The organism is Pseudoalteromonas sp. TAB23 (assembly GCF_000498075.1).
Taxonomy (GTDB): domain Bacteria; phylum Pseudomonadota; class Gammaproteobacteria; order Enterobacterales; family Alteromonadaceae; genus Pseudoalteromonas; species Pseudoalteromonas arctica.
In genome coordinates this window covers 1-17,333 of the sequence record NZ_AUTP01000281.1, presented here as the reverse complement: position 1 = coordinate 17,333, position 17,333 = coordinate 1, and the positions used below count along the sequence as shown (strand labels likewise).

Annotated in this window: 17 protein-coding genes and 1 pseudogene; 11 read left to right on the top strand and 7 right to left on the bottom strand. The window is 38.7% G+C overall.

Annotated elements, in window-relative coordinates:
* Positions 1–275: 275 nt before the first annotated feature.
* The 3 genes and pseudogenes from L654_RS01000000126345 to L654_RS0117650 all read right to left on the bottom strand — a co-directional run bounded on the left by L654_RS01000000126345 (position 276) and on the right by L654_RS0117650 (position 3,950).
* Positions 276–2,527, bottom strand: a pseudogene (locus L654_RS01000000126345) (aminotransferase class V-fold PLP-dependent enzyme).
* A gap of 135 nt (positions 2,528–2,662) precedes the next feature.
* Positions 2,663–3,739 carry an AI-2E family transporter gene (locus L654_RS0117655; RefSeq protein ID WP_007581049.1) on the bottom strand — a complete coding sequence of 359 codons (1,077 nt, stop codon included), beginning with the start codon at positions 3,737–3,739 and terminating at the stop codon, positions 2,663–2,665.
* Entirely contained in the window at positions 3,732–3,950 is a 219-nt protein-coding gene (locus tag L654_RS0117650; RefSeq protein WP_024591004.1) for a hypothetical protein, read from the bottom strand. The genes L654_RS0117655 and L654_RS0117650 overlap by 8 nt, the downstream gene beginning before the upstream one ends.
* A gap of 145 nt (positions 3,951–4,095) precedes the next feature.
* Between L654_RS0117650 and L654_RS0117645 the strand changes: the two genes are divergently transcribed.
* The 5 genes from L654_RS0117645 to L654_RS0117625 all read left to right on the top strand — a co-directional run bounded on the left by L654_RS0117645 (position 4,096) and on the right by L654_RS0117625 (position 7,585).
* Complete coding sequence (locus L654_RS0117645) at positions 4,096–4,761, top strand: hypothetical protein (protein WP_024608627.1); 666 nt, start codon at positions 4,096–4,098, stop codon at positions 4,759–4,761.
* Position 4,762: 1 nt separating this feature from the next.
* Entirely contained in the window at positions 4,763–6,190 is a 1,428-nt protein-coding gene (locus L654_RS0117640) for a M48 family metalloprotease (protein WP_024592365.1), read from the top strand.
* Positions 6,191–6,243: 53 nt separating this feature from the next.
* Complete coding sequence (gene arsC, locus L654_RS0117635; protein ID WP_024608626.1) at positions 6,244–6,591, top strand: arsenate reductase (glutaredoxin); 348 nt, start codon at positions 6,244–6,246, stop codon at positions 6,589–6,591.
* Positions 6,591–7,145 carry an NAD(P)H:quinone oxidoreductase gene (gene wrbA, locus L654_RS0117630; protein ID WP_024608625.1) on the top strand — a complete coding sequence of 185 codons (555 nt, stop codon included), beginning with the start codon at positions 6,591–6,593 and terminating at the stop codon, positions 7,143–7,145. The genes arsC and wrbA overlap by 1 nt, the downstream gene beginning before the upstream one ends.
* A complete protein-coding gene (locus L654_RS0117625; RefSeq protein ID WP_024608624.1) occupies positions 7,142–7,585 on the top strand; it encodes a DUF2069 domain-containing protein in 444 nt (147 codons plus the stop codon). The genes wrbA and L654_RS0117625 overlap by 4 nt, the downstream gene beginning before the upstream one ends.
* Before the next feature lie 82 nt (positions 7,586–7,667).
* Here L654_RS0117625 and L654_RS0117620 read toward each other — a convergent pair whose 3' ends face one another.
* Positions 7,668–9,005 carry an ankyrin repeat domain-containing protein gene (locus L654_RS0117620; protein WP_010555074.1) on the bottom strand — a complete coding sequence of 446 codons (1,338 nt, stop codon included), beginning with the start codon at positions 9,003–9,005 and terminating at the stop codon, positions 7,668–7,670.
* Between the two features lie 230 nt (positions 9,006–9,235).
* Positions 9,236–9,829 (bottom strand): ABC transporter substrate-binding protein, encoded by a 594-nt coding sequence (locus tag L654_RS0117615; protein WP_007583914.1) that lies wholly within the window; start codon positions 9,827–9,829, stop codon positions 9,236–9,238.
* Between the two features lie 244 nt (positions 9,830–10,073).
* On the opposite strand from L654_RS0117615, the gene L654_RS0117610 reads away from it, so the two are divergent.
* Both L654_RS0117610 and L654_RS1000000127405 read left to right on the top strand, forming a co-directional pair.
* The gene (locus tag L654_RS0117610) at positions 10,074–10,610 is read left to right on the top strand and encodes an acyloxyacyl hydrolase (protein WP_024608623.1); all 537 of its coding nucleotides are present in this window, start codon (positions 10,074–10,076) and stop codon (positions 10,608–10,610) included.
* Between the two features lie 126 nt (positions 10,611–10,736).
* Entirely contained in the window at positions 10,737–10,883 is a 147-nt protein-coding gene (locus tag L654_RS1000000127405) for a DUF2897 family protein (protein WP_007583912.1), read from the top strand.
* Between the two features lie 53 nt (positions 10,884–10,936).
* On the opposite strand, the gene L654_RS0117600 is transcribed toward L654_RS1000000127405, so the two are convergent.
* A complete protein-coding gene (locus tag L654_RS0117600) occupies positions 10,937–12,304 on the bottom strand; it encodes a YjiH family protein (RefSeq protein ID WP_024608622.1) in 1,368 nt (455 codons plus the stop codon).
* Positions 12,305–12,370: 66 nt separating this feature from the next.
* On the bottom strand, positions 12,371–13,432 hold the full coding sequence (gene bamC / locus L654_RS0117595; RefSeq protein ID WP_024608621.1) for an outer membrane protein assembly factor BamC: 1,062 nt from the start codon (positions 13,430–13,432) through the stop codon (positions 12,371–12,373).
* Positions 13,433–13,791: 359 nt separating this feature from the next.
* On the opposite strand from bamC, the gene L654_RS0117585 reads away from it, so the two are divergent.
* From L654_RS0117585 to L654_RS0117565, 4 genes are all read left to right on the top strand, one after another.
* Entirely contained in the window at positions 13,792–14,325 is a 534-nt protein-coding gene (locus L654_RS0117585; RefSeq protein ID WP_007583906.1) for an ACT domain-containing protein, read from the top strand.
* Positions 14,326–14,336: 11 nt separating this feature from the next.
* On the top strand, positions 14,337–14,816 hold the full coding sequence (bcp, locus tag L654_RS0117580) for a thioredoxin-dependent thiol peroxidase (protein ID WP_024608620.1): 480 nt from the start codon (positions 14,337–14,339) through the stop codon (positions 14,814–14,816).
* Between the two features lie 457 nt (positions 14,817–15,273).
* On the top strand, positions 15,274–16,104 hold the full coding sequence (locus tag L654_RS0117575) for a hypothetical protein (protein WP_024608619.1): 831 nt from the start codon (positions 15,274–15,276) through the stop codon (positions 16,102–16,104).
* A 29-nt stretch (positions 16,105–16,133) separates the two neighbouring features.
* Positions 16,134–17,302, top strand: a protein-coding gene (locus L654_RS0117565; protein ID WP_139016089.1) for an IS3 family transposase whose coding sequence is annotated in 2 segments (ribosomal slippage) — positions 16,134–16,410 and positions 16,410–17,302 — 1,170 coding nt in all. Because the reading frame shifts where the segments join, the coding sequence is not laid out codon by codon here.
* The last annotated feature ends 31 nt before the right edge of the window (positions 17,303–17,333 follow it).

Here is a 17,333-nt window from a genome sequence, read left to right as displayed (position 1 = left end):
GTTATTCCCCATAAATAGGCGATAACGTGGAATAAATGCCAAACATGCGCTGCCCGAAGGGTTCTGCCTAGGGGCAATTTACTCTTTGTTACTCGGTTTTTACTTAGCCCACTAGGTTACAAACCTCACGCCGCGATTAAATAGCCCCTAGATTGAACAAATTTTAATCCTGAAAGGTCAACAGGCCCTAGGGCTTGTTTACCTTGCGAGCAAATAAACCTTAAAAACAAAAAAATCGGCCCTAAAGCCGATTTTGTATAAATTACAATCTTTGTTTAATTACTAAGCGCTAACCCGCCACTTAGGTTATAAACCGTTTTGTATCCTAGTTGCATTAAATTAGTTGCAGCAATTTTTGAGCGGTTACCACTACGGCATAATAAAATGTACTTGTTATTTTTGTTTAATTGCCCTTCAAATACCGCATTTGCCATTCTGCTAAGTGGTATATTTAATGTTTTTTCATCTAGCGTATTAAATAACTGAGCAACATTATTTGCTCCATGCTCATACGGCTCCCGAGTATCTATTAAATATGTATCGCTGGTGTTTAACATTACTTTAGCGTCATCAAAATTTAATTGCTGTGTATCAACCTCAGGTAACGCATTTACATAACCACACAATTGCGTGTTATCTACTTGTTTTGAAGCGTCGTACTGCTGTTTTTGTATTGCAAATTCATCAACTGAAATACTGCCGATCACTAACGCATCAAGTAATGGCGTTTGGTTTTGCTGTACAGCCCAGTTCATGGCAAAACATTGTTGGTAGTCGTGCCCTGAGCAAATAATGCTGGTGCTATTAAGTTGCTCGCTCATTGCTAAAATAGAGCGTGCCATTGCTTTTGCATCCCCACCTATAAGCGATGTATTGCCAAGCCCTGCATGCAGTATTAAATCACCACAAAAACAGTAACGCGTTTCGCCATTACTGTTTTTTAATAAATAACTTACACTGTCTTTGCTGTGCCCAGGTGTAACTACTTTTTCAAGTACGTCGTTTGCCAAGTTAATACTTGCTGTATTTAGCGGCCAACCTAGCGAATCAACCTCACCTTTTACAACTCTTGAGTCAAGAACGCTGGTTAGTAAATTAGTCGCTGACTCTCGCTCTTGATGCAGATGAGTATTAAGCACTGCCGATATAGTTAAGTTTTGTGTATTAGCTATTTTTTCAAAGCGCGGAATAAGCTCAATAATAGGGTCAATTATTACAGCGTGTTTATCATCGCTCACATAAAGCCAACTACACGCACCTTGGTGCCTAAATTGAGTAAGGCCCAGTGCGCATACTTCTTGTTGTGGTGTGGTGCTGTCAGATACGATTAAACAGTTTGCCTGTAGTATTGCTTTTAGAGCGCGAATACGCACACAAGCATCATCAATATCATGTTGTGTTGCAGCAGGTCCAAACGATAGCCTAATTGCGTTTTCGCTTTGCCACTTACTTGCACCCATTGCATCTAAAACAAAACTTGTTGATGCGCCTGTACTACAAGCCGAGCCACCACTTACGCGAATGCCCGCAGCGTCAAATAAATCAATCACTTCTTTGCTCGTTAAATCGTTAACAGCAAAGTTAAGTGTGGTAGGCACGCTATAAGCAAAATCATGATTGAATGTAATATCGCCAAAGGTGTCTTTTATCGCGCTTTGTAACTGGCTTCGATAAGAATTAAGTACGCTAATTGGTTTAAATGTATCGTCTGATTTATCAAGCAACATACTAAATAGCTTATTTAACCCTGCAATACCGGGTAGATTTTCGGTGCCTGAGCGCATCCCACTTTCTTGACCGCCACCCGCTATAAAAGGTGTATACGCACTGCCACTACGAATATATAAAAAACCAATACCTTTCGGTGCATAAAGCTTATGCCCCGAAAAAGGTGCGTAGTCTACTGTTGTATCACTCAGCGCGAGCGCTTGTTTACCGAGCGCCTGCACGCAATCCACCATCCACGATACATTTTTATNCTACGAATTACCTGCTCAATAGCAGGTAAATCTTGATATACACCGGTTTCGTTATTAACGGCCATGGTGCAAATCATCAAAGCGTTATCTATATGTTTAGCTATAAAATCTAAATCTAAAATACCGTTACTATCAACCGGAATAGCAAGCACCTCAGCATTAACGTCAAGTACGCTATTCCAGTGTTTAAGTGTATTTGGCACCGCTTTGTGCTCAGTAGCGCCATATAACAATACGGGGTTTTTAATCGGGTGTTTTTTAGCATCAATTAACGTAGAAACCACTGCAGTTTGAATGCCTTCTGTTGCCCCAGAGGTAAATAAAATATCGCCATTACTTGCGCCAATAACCGTGTGTGCTTTTTGACGTGTTTGTTCTAATAAATGCTTGGCTTGTATACCTGTAATGTGCGGGCTTGAAGGATTACCAAAACATATTTGCATGGTATGAGAAACAACATCAGCAATACAAGGCAACACAGGGGTCGTTGCGTTTGCATCAAGGTAAACTTGTTTTACTGGCTCATCGTGCAATAAAAACTCAGACATTAAAAAACGCACCTTATTACTAAAAAATATATCTTATTACCAATAGTACATAAATTTACAGGTAATGAGTAATAATCAATTAGCACTAGAGGTGCGTTTACTATTCTTTTTTAGACTAAAAGTCTGTTTACTTAATTATTCACTGACCTCTTTACTTATCTCTTCATGTGTTGACGACCAAGCTGTTATTAGCGCTTTTACTAATGAAGCCAACGGGATGGCAAAAAATACGCCCCAAAATCCCCATAAGCCACCAAAAAATAATACCGCGACAATTATAAATACCGGATTTAAATCAACCGCCTCAGAAAACAGCAGTGGTACAAGTACGTTGCCATCAAGCGCCTGAATAATTCCGTAAATAATTAAAATGGTCCAAAACTGTGTTTCTAATCCAAACTGAAACAGCGCAACTGCCGCTACCGGAATAGTGACGAGTGCCGCGCCAATAAATGGAATTAATACCGACAAGCCAACAAGCACACCAAGTAGTGCGGCGTAGCGTAAATCTAAAACAGTAAATGCAATAAAAGACACACCACCAACAATTAAAATTTCAAACACTTTACCGCGAATGTAATTCATAATTTGTTGATTCATTTCGTGCCACACTTGCAAAATCAAGCGTCGTTGCTGCGGGATCAGTTTAGCAATACTCCCCGTTAGCTCCAGCTTATCTTTAAGCATAAAAAACACCAGTAACGGCACAAGTACTAAATATATAAGCCATGCAACAACATCTTTTAATGAGGTTAGTGAAAACGACAATACAGTTTGACCAAACTCAATGATTTTAGCTTCTACCGTTGCAACAATAGCTTGTACTTGATCTATGTTAATTAAACTTGGGTATTGTTCAGGTAAAGCCATTAAATAAGACTTCCCTTGCTCTAACATATGCGGGGTTTCTTGCACTAAATTACTGGTTTGCTTCCAAAGCACTGGGCCAATAACCAAAATAAGGGTGAGCATAATGCTAATAAATATCAACATTACAATAATCGTTGCAGTAAAACGTTTTAAGCCAACGCGCTCTAAATGAACAACCGGCCAATCAAGTAAATAAGCAATTACCAATGCCACAAGCACAGGAACAATTAACGAGCCAAAAAAGTAAAGTAAGGCCACTGAGGCCAATAATAAAAATAATAAGGTAGACGAGTGAGGATCCGAGAACTTCCTTTCGTACCATGTTTTTACGTATTCAAACATGTAATGGCTCCACTAATAACAACCCACGTTGTTTATCAAAATTGTAACTATAAGCATTTTTTTTCAAAAAACGTTCAATATCGTTCGCACTTTCACCTTTATTAAGACTAAAAGTGATACGTTGTTTTGAAGATTGCGCACTTCGTAGCGCAAGTTTAAACTGCACAAATTGCTGAGGGCATTTAAACTCTTTTAAATCGCGCTCTACCATAACTACTTTATCCGTATAGTAAATGAATAATAAGTCGCATATTTACGGTCAATATACTTATATACCCAAACCATTGTAACTTTTTGTTAAAACAATACCTGCAATAGTTTATCCTTATAACATAACTAGCAGTAAGGATAAGTTAATGCCTGGCACGCATAATAAAGCGCAACTACCAAGTAATCCAACACTCAAAGAGATTAATTGGTTTAAAAAGCAAATTAATTGGGGCGAACTACCTCCTTTTTATCACCTTGTTGCCTCATCAATAAGCGAATCTGAAGGGATTTTAGATCATGGATTCGATAATGCAGTTAAACAACTTATAGATAAACGCAATTGGAACTTAGATTTATTAGAAGGCCATGAAGACAGCCTTGGTGTAATACACACTAAACATAAGCCACGTATTGCGCTGCACCAAGTTTTTACCGACAGAGGCTTTGAGCTATGGGCACAGCCTTATGCTAAAGATGTTATTGTTGACCAATACGTAAAAAACAATCGCTTTATGGAGTTTAGAGTGTGGGATCCGCATTCAATGAAAAACCTGATCAGAATAAGTCAGTTACATAAGTTTATTGGCTTTTATTTTGAACGAGGCGACAAAGCAGATAAAGCCATTATTTTACATGCACATAAAGTAGTACATAAAATTATTACTTTTTTGCAGCGAGAATTGAACGTTGTAAAGCTTGATGGAGTCACAATAAAAGAACTATACCAATTGTGCGAAAAAGACAGCCGTGCAAGCAGTGACGAAATAGACATAGCCAAAATTGCAATTGGCGAACAAATTAACAAGGAATAAAATGCAGCTAAAATCAGCATTTATCACTTTATGCAGTGCCGCGCTTACGTTTAGCTTATTAGTAAGCGAACCTTTAAAAGCGCAAACAAATTTTACACTTCCTGATTTAGGAACATCTGCATTACAAGCACTGCCACTTGAAAAAGAACAAGCTATTGGCGAAGTAATGATGATGCAAATACGAGGTTCATCGCCAGTTATAAACGATCCTGTGCTAGATGAATACCTCACAACTATTGGCCGTAAACTTGTTGCTAATGCTAACGATGTACGTTTTCCGTTTTCGTTTTTTTGGATAAATAACTCAGAAATAAATGCGTTTGCATTTTATGGCGGGNAAGCCGATAACGAGAGCCAGTTTGCTTCGGTACTTGGTCACGAAATTGCTCACGTAACACAGCGCCACTTAGCACGTAGAATACAGCAGCAACAAGATAACAGCGCGCTGACCATTGCCGGTATGATTGCAGGTATATTAGCAACCGTTGTTGCACCCGACGCGGGTATTGCCATTATATCTGCCAGCCAAACACAATCTGCTTTTAGTCAGTTAACGCATAGCCGCTCAGCTGAGCAAGAAGCTGACCGCATAGGCATGCAAACACTTAATAATGCAGGATTTGATCCCCGTGCATCGAGTGAGTTTTTAACTAAACTTGCAGCGCAAATTCGCTATAAATACAAGCCACCAGCATTTTTGCTAACTCACCCATTACCAGAGAGTCGTGTATCAGATGTACGTTTGCGTGCAGAGCAATTTCCTGTGCGCCTTATGAATGCGAGCCTTGAGTTTAATTTAGCAAAAAGTCGAGTGCTTGCCCGCTATGACAACAAACCAGAAAACGCAGAAGATCTATTTCGAAAGCTACTGCGCGAAAACACCTACAACAACACTGCATTAAAGTATGGCTTAGCCATAAGCTTGCTTGATCAAAAAAAGCTTGATGAAGCAGCGCCAATATTAGACGAGCTTTTAAAAAACGATCCTAAAAACTTATTTTATATAGATACCCATACCGATTTACTTATTGCACAAAAAAAGGCAGACGAAGCCGTTAAGTTTTTAGCGGATTTAAATCAGTATCGCCCTAATAATCAGGTAATTACACTTAACTATGCCAACTCAGCACTTGAAGCTGAGCAATATGAGCTTGCTGAAAATATTTTAAAGAGTTTTTTACTCGAAAAGCCAGATCATAACTTAGGCAAACAACTCCTTGCAGACGCGTATAAAAAACAAGATAAATTAGCCTCTTATCACGAAGCTAACGCCGATGTATTAGCGCAATATGGTGCTTATTTAAAAGCCGCAGACGAAGTACAAAAAGCACTAAACTTTGTAGAGCCTACTCAACTTGTAAAGCAACAACGTTTAAAAGCACTACTTACCCAGTATCGACTTTTACAAAAAGAGCTTGCAAGACTTTAAGTCTGCAAGCGCTTACCCTAAAATAGACGCAATTCACACTTTGGAATCATTTTATGTCTGTTACTATTTACCACAACCCTCGTTGTTCTAAATCACGCGAAACGCTAGCACTACTGCAAAGTAAAGCAATAGAGCCAAGTGTTGTAGAGTATTTAAAAACGCCTCTTACACACGAGCAAATTTCAACGCTTGTAATCCAACTTGGTTTTTCATCCGTACGTGAATTAATGCGCACAAAAGAAGATGACTACAAAGCGCTTAATTTAAAAGATGAAAGCAGTGAATCAGCATTAGTAGATGCCATGGTACAAAATCCAAAACTAATTGAACGCCCTATTGTAGTTAATAACAATAAGGCAGCGATTGGTCGTCCACCAGAAAACGTACTAAGCGTTTTATAATGAGTGCAACCATAGTGGTGCTTTATCACTCAAGCCATGGCTCAGTTGAAACAATGGCTCACGAAATAGCAGAGTCGATAGAGCAACAAGGTGCTACAGCACTGCTTCGCACCTTTGTGGCTAAAAATGCGCACGACATTGTGATCACCAAAGATGATTTAATAAATTGCGATGGTTTAGCATTTGGTACACCAACCCGATTTGGCATGATGGCCTCTCAAGCTAAAAGCTTTTGGGAAACCACCAGCGACTTATGGTTAAAAGGTCAGCTAATAGATAAGCCAGCATGTGTGTTTTCGTCATCAAGCAGTATGCATGGTGGTAATGAAGCAACCTTACTTAACTTATCTCTGCCACTATTACACCACGGCATGATGCTAATGGGCGTGCCGTACGATGTACCCGAACTACTTGCAACACAAACAGGTGGAACACCATACGGTGCAACACACGTTGCTGGCAGCGCTAATAGTGCACAGCTAAGCAAAGACGAAATTAAAATATGCCAAAGCGTTGGTAAACGCCTTACTCACATTGCGAGAAAACTTAAATGAATACAGCTGACAACCCAGCTAAAAAGCCGATTACAGTAAAGTTTCAGCGTGCCGCACTATTTGGCTATGTAGGTTTACTTGTTCTTATTCCACTGTGGATGTATTTTGTGCCACCTCTAAATGGTAATGCGAGTTTAGTGTCTTTATTTTTGCCTATTATTCCGTTACTACTGCCGTTAAGAGGCATAATTAAAGACAGTACATACACTTATGCGTGGGCTAACTTTGTTGTAATGCTGTATTTTATTCACGGGCTTACTATGCTGTGGGCCGCTCCTGATGAATTAATTTGGGTATTGCTAGAGCTTGTGTTTGCCTCTTCAATGTTTATTGGCTGTACTTACTACGCAAGACACCGCGGACAAGAACAAGGTTTAAAAATCCGTAAGCTTAAAGAAGAACTAGCTGAAGAAAAAGCAGCAAATGAGCACGGTAAATAAGGCTTAACCATAAACGGTTATAAATACAAAAAACGCGCTTAAATTGCTTTAAGCGCGTTTTTTATTAGCTGTTTAAAAGTGACTAAACCAAATCACTTAAGGCAGCTAGCACCACAATACTCGCCAACCCTATTTGAGCAATTAAGCTAATAAACGAAAAGCCTCTAAGCACAAATAAACCCCAAGGGTGTTTAATATGTGGATATAACGCACAGCGTTTTAAAGTGGTCGCAAAGAAAAAACAAATCACTGCCGCCATAGTTAAACTCAGCGTCAGCTCACTTTTAATGGAGAGTGTTTCATCAAAAAAGAAGAACAACTGCAAAGGCAGCAATATAGTGACAATAGCGTGCAGCACATGTACTTTTTTAATACGATCAAACTGCCCTTCCGGCGAAAGCTCTTTAATACCAAAGTCACGCTCTAAGCATTTAACCAAGTTATTAGCTTTAATACTAACCGCCAAACGGTAACAACTTAAACCTTCTTTATTGCGCGCTCTAAAGTTATAGCCCGCTTTAATCAGCAGCACCATTAACGATTCATTTTTAGCAAATACAGCGTAATGAAGTGCTGTGTTACCTAAATTATCAACCGCTTTTTTGTCTTGCTTTGCAAGTAGCGTTTCAACCACATTTACAAAGCCTTTTTCGGCGGCCCACATAAAAGCTGTTTTATTGTTTTCATCAGCAAGAACACCTGTAGCGCCTTGCTCAATAAAACGCATTGCCATTGTTTGCTTGGCTGTTTTTTTACGCAGGTGCGTTAATAATGCTTTTTCTAGCAGTACAACAGAGTCAACATCAGGAGAAACCTGTGTAAGCAACGTAAAATAGTCTTTACCCGCTGCTACTTTTTCGCTGGCAAGTTCAGAAAGAGTATCTAAATCAGCAATAGACTCTGGAATAAACGCACTTAAGCGCTCTCTAAAATCAACTTCTTTCCAAAGGGCTAATGTATCTTTTGCCGAAAGTTTACTTTTATTATTTAGCGCATGCTCAATTAACGTGAAATAGCGTTTACTAAAAAACAAATCGACTAAAGACAGTGGCGTATCTATGGTATTTTGTGCAGCCACACTTGCGTATTTTTCAAGGCGTTGGCACAACATAAGTACTAAGCTTTCAGGGGTGTATTCATTATCGTAGTAATGGCTTTTAACCGCACTAATATACGCTTGTGCGTCTTCGTCATATTCAGAGATATGTTGAAAGTAACATTCTTCAAATGGTTCTAGCGGGGTTAGCCATGCCAAATAATAAATAGGCGGTAACACGGTGGTGCATACACCATCGTCTTCATTTGTAGAACGACAAGCAGGCCAAGCTTCCAAAGCATCTAAAATAAAGGCACCGTTTTGTTCTACCAGTCCTTTAATAAGTAATGGGTATTCCTTTGGCCAAATCAGTACATTTTCCATTAAAACAACACAACTCCAGTGTGGCTTGGGGGTGGTAAGTTATATCAGTTTTTAGCTGACACCACGCTTAATCAAAGTGTCGATATTCTAGCACACCTTTGTTTTGCTGCTAGCGCAAAATTACGCAATAACAACAATCCTTTACTTACAAATATAAAAACGGCCAAGTACATAAGTAATTGGCCGTTTTTGAGGTTGGAGTTGGGCTTAATCAGAGCCAGACAAATAGTCTATTTACTTTTTAACTCGCTAATAACTTGATCTAAACCCACTTCAGAAATACGTTGAATAATCTCTTTTTGCTTAGCACTTAATAGTGAAATGCCTTCGGCAACAATATCGTATACTTTCCACTCATCATTTTTACCTAAACGAAGCTTAAAACTTAAGTCGATTGTAGGCGCATTTGGCTCAATAATTTGTGTATTAACTGTTGCGTACTCAGAGTCGCTTTTTGCGTTATTACGCTCAAATACTACTTTTTGACCTGTGTACTTCATTAGTGCACCAGCGTATGTGCCTGTTAAGTAATGCTCTACTGCATCTATAAATTGAACAGCCTGTTCGCGCTCAATGCCTTTAATGTGCTTACCTAATAATTTAAACGACACAAACTTAACATCGATATGTGGCATTAAACGTTTTTCAACAATGGCAGCCATCGCTTCTTTGCTTGCTGTGCCTTTTGAATTTACTTGGCCAATGTCTGCAAATAGCTTATCGGCTACTGATTCAAGTAACTGATCTGGCGACTGCTGAGTTTGTGCAAATAACGAACTACTAAAAAAAGCAGTGGCTAAAACGAATAGCTTAAAGAGTTTCATAATTGTATATGCCTGTGTGATTAAGATGGCTGTAATTTACGCGAACTATACGCAATAAAAAAGGCACAAATAAGCAACTTATTAATGCCCAAATCGCACCAATAAAATAACTAAAATAAATTCAAGCAGTTAGAAACCTCCATTAACAGCTCATATACAACCGGCATTTTGTCCTCATTGTAATTGTTAACAGGTCGCCCTTATCATTTAGTTATCACTTGAATCAGACAAACATTTGGCACCTATGAAAACGTCACTTAAAACACTTATTATCTCTTTTGTATTAGTAGCTTCACTTTTTGGCAAACTTGCTTTTGCTCAATCGAACCACGGTTATGCCGTTGATTTTCTCAAAGGCGAAGGTAACGTAAACGGCGTTAAGCTTGCGTATCAGTATCATGCACCTAGCATGCAAAATATAATTGGTGATGCACGCTTTTACTTTGAAACCAGCGTAAATATGTGGGAATACCGCCACAGCGATGAAACACAATCAAACCTAGTACTTGCTATGTCACCTGTGCTGCAATTTCCTGCATTTAGTTTTAACAACACCCCATTTTATGTAGAGGCAGGGATTGGTGTATCACTGATTGATGAAACGCAGTTTGCCGGTAAAAACATAAGTACTCACTACCAGTTTGAAGACCTCATAGGTCTTGTTGCCGACTTTGGTCATACTAACGTTGCCCTTAGAGTTATTCACTATTCAAACGCAGGCTTTAAAGAGCCAAACCCAGGGCTTAACTTTTTAACGCTTTCGGTAGCTAGACGTTTTTAAGGTTATTGATTGTGTTTAAAGTTATTGATTGCGTTTAAAATTATTGATTGTGTTTTGAGTAATTTAATTGCTGTTATAGCGTAAAACGGTCACACTTAAACGTACTAAATATTAAGTGATACTGCGATGCAAACTTGGCATATTGTAATTATTGTCGCCGTTGTTTTTGCTATTGTCATTGGTAATATTGCGCTGATTAGACTCTCTGCAAAAACGGAGTTTAAAAAGCCCAACGCCAATATTAAAAATACAACAGACACAAAAAAGCCCTGATTAATCAGGGCTTTTTTAATAATACCAATTCGCTTAATTATATTTTCGTTAATTTAGCCTACTAACCAATGCGCCATTAACGCAATAACAGGTAAAGTAATTAGCGTTCGCAAAATAAATATAATAAACAACTCTAAAATATTTACCGGTATTTTACTGCCTAATAAAAGTGCACCCACCTCAGACATATAAATAAGCTGAGTGACACTCATTGCTGCAATAATAAAGCGCGTTACATCACTTTCAATAGTCGTTGCTAATATTGACGGAATAAACATATCAGCAAAACCAACCATAATAGTTTGCGAGGCAGCTGCTGCTTCGGGTACTTGCAATAGCTCTAAAAATGGCACAAACGGCATACCTAAATACTGAAATATAGGCGTATGCTCAGCAATGATCAGTGCAAATGTACCTACCGCCATAACCACAGGCAATACACCAAACACCATATCAAGCGCGTTATGTAAGCCCTCTTTTATAGTCCCTTTAACACCTGTTGAATTATCTGCTTTAGCTAGTGCTATATCTAATGAGTGACCAAATAAGCTTTTATGATCAGGTATTGCTTCAGCGTCTCTATCTGGCTCGGTGCCATCAATGAGTAAATCTTTTTTAAAACGCAGTGGCGGTAATCGCGGCACAATAATAGCGGCAACAATACCGGCTAAACATACCGTTGCGTAAAACGGTGCAAATAGGTATTCAAGTTTAACTTGCCCAAGCACCACTAAACTAAACGTAATTGAAACCGCTGAAAACGTAGTACCAATAATAGCCGCTTCGCGTTGTGTATAGTGCTTTTGCTCATACTGCTTTGCAGTCATTAAAATACCGACACTGCCATCACCCAACCACGATGCAGTACAGTCAACCGCACTTCTACCCGGTACACCAAACACAGGGCGCATTACTTTAGTCATTAACGTACCAGCAAGCTCTAGTAGACCAAAGTTAATTAATAGCGGCAGTAATAAGCCCGCTAAAATAAATACCGAAAATAATACTGGCAGTAAGTCATTTAATACCAGTGCGCCAGTACTGCTAGAGATAATCATCTCGCTGCCCATGCCTGAATACGTCATTAAACCAAACGCCATACCAAATAAGCGCACCAACAGCCACGTCCAGCTCACATCAAATAAATGCTTTAACAAAGGTGAGTTACATATAGCGGCGGGTTTAAACACTTTAGTAATTACAGAAATAACCCCTGTAATACAAATAATGAGAGTAATAATTGCTTGAGCAGAACCAAGCATCATTGCTTGAACCGCTTTTGCCATAACGGCAATAGGAATGGTCATCCCTTGCGAGGTACTAATGGGTGTCATAAATAAAAACACACCAATTAACGAAGGAACCAAAAAAGTAAACCAAGTGCGCCACGTGTAGTGTGAACGATGAGGTAGCTGAGACATATTTATTAACCTATAAAAACCACAAAAAGAGCATAGCGCTCTTTTTGTGGTAAAACTTATTATTATTTAAATTTTAATGCCGCGCTGAATGAGTGCTGCTTCTAATGCTTGTTGTAAACCATTCATAGTACCTGGCTCAAGCGTTTCGCCTTTGTCATCCATCCACGTTAAGCTAGTACCGCCTTCTTTAGTTTTACTTACTAAAATTTGGTATTGGCCTTCATCAATAGGTAGTTGAGCTACGTCATCACCCCAAATTGAATCCCAAACACTTGTTTCAGGTTTAGTATAATCAGCAGTAATTAAGCCAGTATCTGGGTTAATTTCAACAATAGTGAACGACAAGCGCTCTAAAAATCCAGAGAAACGGTCAAACACAGTTTCGTAAGATTGCTCAGTTACAAGTGCTGCATTACCTTTGTTATCAAAGCCCATTTCAAGAGAAATAATACCTTGGCGTTTACGCATATCAACTTCAAGTTGACGGTAACGGTAATCAAACTCGCTCACTACTTGGTTAAGCGCACGTACTTCTAACTGCTGCTTTAACAAATCAGTTAGCGTATGGTCGCCTTTAAAATCAATCAGCTCTACACGTAAAGACGCAGTACGCTGATGTGACTTTTCTTCAATAGTGAATCTAAATTTTTCTAAGTCATCGTTAACTTCATCGCCCCACCACCAAAAACCTTCTTCGGTTTTAATGATTGAGTACCAATCAGTTTCAATAGTACCTAATAGCTTGTCTTCTTTAGTGGTTCCTGCATTGTTATCAGCGAGGACTGATTGAATCGTGTCCCAAAGAAATTCATCTAAATCAGCAATGCCATCGTTTTTATCAAAATAAATACGCGCTTGTTTATCTGTCTCTTCTACCCAACTGCCTTTAGCAATTGTTAATACTTGTGCCGGTGGGCGGTAATTTGTAGCTTCAGGATTGTTGTCGTATTGACCTACATCCATTTTATAAACTGGGTCTTGAGCTGGTTGAGATAACGACGTTGGTGCTTTTACAGGCTCATGCGTACGATAGTTACGTTCGTCATGTGCCTTATTAATAAATACACTACACCCTGATAAACTTACCAATACACTTACTGCAAGTGCTTTTGGGATCCAATACTGCACAGATATTTCTCCTTAGCATACCCTTTAATTGTTTTAACAAATATATGAGTGGGTAATGCCGATTTGGTTCAGTGTAAAATCAATATTAACTTTACATTTATTATTTGGCTGCCTAAATGCAATAAAGTTCAGCACTTCAACTTAGCAATAAAACTAAGCGCAAATAAGCAAATTTTAGCTATGGTACTTTCCCGTGCCAGTAAAAACAAGAAACACCGCACTTTAAAAGCGCTTAATTAGCGTGTGCTGTAGTTTAGAGCCCTTTTTGTGTTAAACTTCGCCGCCGTGCAACTTCTCGTATGTATTTTTGGTGTTGCCAACTCGGTTGATATAATCCAAGTAACAAGGTATTTGAACTCATGACTGCATTTTCAAATCATCAAATTGTTTTAACAGCGATTGGCGAAGACAGACCCGGTATTGTAAGTGAACTAACCCAACTGGTTAGCGATTGCCACTGCAACATTATTGACAGCCGTATTGCTATTTTAGGCTGCGAATTTACCTTCATAATGCTACTTAGCGGCGACATGTCGGCAATAAGCCGCATAGAGCACGTACTACCAACTAAAGCCATGGAACTTGGCCTGCTAACCATGATGAAGCGTACAGCAAGTCATACTCCTAGCGAGTTTTGTGCGGGTTACACACTAGAATATACAGGCATAGACACCCCAGGCACATTGAGCAAAGTAACGCGCTTTTTTGCCGACAATAATATTAGTATTTGCTCACTTAAGTCAGACACTTATTCCCAAGAAGACAACATTAAAATGCGTTGTGAACTTGAATTCAACATACCTGTTGATGTAGATATAGATCAATTTAAAATTAGTTTTGAGAGCCTTTCTCACACACTAAACGTAGATTATATTTTTAAACGAATTCGTTAAGGATGCTAAACATGAACACAATTAGTCCATTACAAGCAGGCGATACTGCACCCGCTTTTAGCCTACAAAACCAAAACGACGAAACAGTAACATTAAGCGAGCTGTTAAAAGAGCAACAAGTGCTTGTGTACTTTTACCCTAAAGCGTCAACGCCGGGTTGTACTGTACAAGCCGAAAACCTACGCGATGAGCAAGCACAGCTTGCTAAATTTAACACCCGTGTTGTAGGTATTAGCCCAGATCCAATTAAGCGCCTTAAAAACTTTGAAACTAAAAAAGAGCTTAATTTTGACCTATTAGCCGACGAAGACCACGCCATTGCTGAAGCATTTGGTGTATGGGGCTACAAAAAGTTTATGGGTAAAGAGTACGATGGTATTCACCGCCTGACATTTTTAGTAGGCCAAGACGGTAAAATTAAATACCTATTTGATAAGTTTAAAACTAAAGATCACCATCAAGTGGTTTTGGATTATCTTGCAGCAGAATAAGCTAGCGGCAGAGTAAATTAGCTACCAGCTATTAGACAAATACAGAAAAGCGTTGCTCAAGGGCAACGCTTTTTTATGCTAGTTATTAAATATTTTGGTTAAGTGAAAGCATGATTGAGGGATAAGTAGGTAGGCAATGATTTTGATGTATGAAGTCAAGATTTGACCCCTTTAGTTTTTGACCCCTTTAGTTTTCAGCTAATTGCTTGACCAGAACTTTCTAGTGGTTGGCCCTAAAGCTTCCTTTGCTTCATCTGGGTTTGATGATAGGTATCTATCTGGGTTGCTATAATAGACATAGGCAGTTATACCGATACAGTATAAAACTAGGGCTGCTGCGATAAGCCAAAGTAGTTTATTGAATTTTTTAGGTAAGTTTGTATGATCATAACCAGCCCTTGGTGTTTTGGCTTATTTTGAATATAGTAGTCTACAAATAAACTCCAATGGGCCTGATATGGAAACGACTAATAGGGTTTTAAAGTGGCTTGGTGAGTGCTTTAAAGTAGAAGAAGACAAAGCTCTGCACGAGAACAAACTATTCTGGATGGTAGTTCTCATTCCTTTATTTTTCATCATCTGGATTTCTTGGATTTTGACCACGGACTTAATAACAAAAAGTCTTTACAACCCTCATATTAGTGCAGAGTCATTAGCTGGGTTTGTAAGTTACTACGCTTTCCCTATTGCGTTATTAACTGTTCCGCTAACATTGGCGGTGATGATAAATAGATTTCATTCCTCAAAGCAAAAAGCGAAAAGTAATCGATTGGTTGAACAGAACAACACAGCTAATAATTTTTTTAATCATTACAAATATTTCAAAGATCATTGTATAGGTTTAGAAAATAGGTTTTCATGGGTAAATTTACGAATAACCGCTGAACTTTTGTATAAAAAGCTATTTCCAATATCATCGGTGAGTAATTTTACGACTGAATTAGATAAAGTATTTGTTGAGAGCGTATTTGATTATTATGAAAATATGATTTTAGATTATCAAAATCATATTAAAATTAATGGTATAAAAACTATTGCTCAAACACACAATCAAGGCGAAATATACGAGGAAACTGTTGAATGTCATTTTTTAAGTGAGCCATATGAACTTGATTTCGATTTATGTGGTATCAGCTTTGTTAAGAGCTTAAAAGTCGAAGAAGACTTTAAGGGTACTCTATATTTAACTTTTGAAATAATTGGAGGATTATTCTGCTTTAGTGGGGTATCTAATTTTGACGAAGTTAATGGCTTGACGTGGTTTAATGGATTCGACTACCCCAGTTAAGAGATAATCAACTTAACTGGAGATCGATAATGACAAAACGTAAAAAGTATTCCAAAGAATTTAAACTTGATGCCATCGCATTAGTTGTTGAGCAAAACTACTCTCAAGCAGAAGCCTCTAGAAATTTAGGGGTAAATCCCAACATGCTTGGTCGGTGGATAAAAGAAGCTGAAAATGATGATGGGCAGGCTTTTAGAGGGAATGGTAATTTGACCCCTGAGCAAGAAGAGATCAGAGAGCTAAAAGCGCAAGTGAAACGCCTAGAAATGGAGCGTGAAATATTAAAAAAAGCGACGGTCTTCTTTGCCAAAGAAACGAAGTGAAATACTCGTTCATAACCCAATACAAGAAGACCTGGCCTGTGGCGGTAATGTGCCGAATACTGGGTGTAAAAAGTAACAATTACTATAGTTATCAAAAGCGATATTCAACTAAATCAGAGGATCCAACACATCAAGAAATGATTGATTGGGTCAAGGACATAGCGCACTTCAGTGATAATACTTACGGTGAAAGGCGTATTCAGAAAGTCTTAAATGCACTCGGTTTTCCGGTGAGCCGTCACAAAACAGCACAGTTAATGAAAGAGGCAAATGTCTGGGTGCGTTATAAAAAGAAATACAAAGTAACAACGAATAGTGACCATAACAAGCCTATTTATCCCAATGTACTTGAGCAAAACTTCAACGTTGAAGCCGCTGATCAAGCTTGGGTACAAGATATCACTTATGTTTGGACTGCAGAAGGTTGGTTATATCTGGCGGTAGTGATTGATTTATATTCGCGTAAAGTCGTTGGTTGGAGCATGGGCTCACGAATGAAAGCGCAGCTTGTCTGTGACGCACTGACTATGGCGATGTGGCAACGCCAACCCAAAGCAGGGTTGATTATCCATTCAGATCAAGGGGTTCAATATGCAAGCCATCAATATCGTAGATTGCTCAAGTCAAACGACTTCATTGGTAGCATGAGTAAGAAAGGTTGTTGCTGGGATAATGCTGTTGCAGAAAGCTTCTTCGGTAGTTTGAAGCAAGAGCGCGTGCATTGGAAAAATTACCCAACGCGTTATGAAGCTCAACAGGATGTAATGAATTACATCTGCATGTGGTACAACAGTCGTCGCTTACATTCGTACTTAAATTATCAAAGCCCAAATGACTTTGAAGAACGAACCGAAACATTAGATATGGTTTCTTAACTAGGGTGACTGAATTTAGTTGACCACGTCA

Excerpts from the sequence above, each read along its gene's own strand:
- L654_RS0117655 (WP_007581049.1), bottom strand. The coding sequence starts at position 3,739 with ATGTTTGAATACGTAAAAACATGGTACGAAAGGAAGTTCTCGGATCCT.
- L654_RS0117650 (WP_024591004.1), bottom strand. The coding sequence starts at position 3,950 with ATGGTAGAGCGCGATTTAAAAGAGTTTAAATGCCCTCAGCAATTTGTG.
- L654_RS0117645 (WP_024608627.1), top strand. The coding sequence starts at position 4,096 with ATGCCTGGCACGCATAATAAAGCGCAACTACCAAGTAATCCAACACTC.
- arsC (WP_024608626.1), top strand. The coding sequence starts at position 6,244 with ATGTCTGTTACTATTTACCACAACCCTCGTTGTTCTAAATCACGCGAA.
- wrbA (WP_024608625.1), top strand. The coding sequence starts at position 6,591 with ATGAGTGCAACCATAGTGGTGCTTTATCACTCAAGCCATGGCTCAGTT.
- L654_RS0117625 (WP_024608624.1), top strand. The coding sequence starts at position 7,142 with ATGAATACAGCTGACAACCCAGCTAAAAAGCCGATTACAGTAAAGTTT.
- L654_RS0117620 (WP_010555074.1), bottom strand. The coding sequence starts at position 9,005 with ATGGAAAATGTACTGATTTGGCCAAAGGAATACCCATTACTTATTAAA.
- L654_RS0117615 (WP_007583914.1), bottom strand. The coding sequence starts at position 9,829 with ATGAAACTCTTTAAGCTATTCGTTTTAGCCACTGCTTTTTTTAGTAGT.
- L654_RS0117610 (WP_024608623.1), top strand. The coding sequence starts at position 10,074 with ATGAAAACGTCACTTAAAACACTTATTATCTCTTTTGTATTAGTAGCT.
- L654_RS1000000127405 (WP_007583912.1), top strand. The coding sequence starts at position 10,737 with ATGCAAACTTGGCATATTGTAATTATTGTCGCCGTTGTTTTTGCTATT.
- L654_RS0117600 (WP_024608622.1), bottom strand. The coding sequence starts at position 12,304 with ATGTCTCAGCTACCTCATCGTTCACACTACACGTGGCGCACTTGGTTT.
- L654_RS0117585 (WP_007583906.1), top strand. The coding sequence starts at position 13,792 with ATGACTGCATTTTCAAATCATCAAATTGTTTTAACAGCGATTGGCGAA.
- bcp (WP_024608620.1), top strand. The coding sequence starts at position 14,337 with ATGAACACAATTAGTCCATTACAAGCAGGCGATACTGCACCCGCTTTT.
- L654_RS0117575 (WP_024608619.1), top strand. The coding sequence starts at position 15,274 with ATGGAAACGACTAATAGGGTTTTAAAGTGGCTTGGTGAGTGCTTTAAA.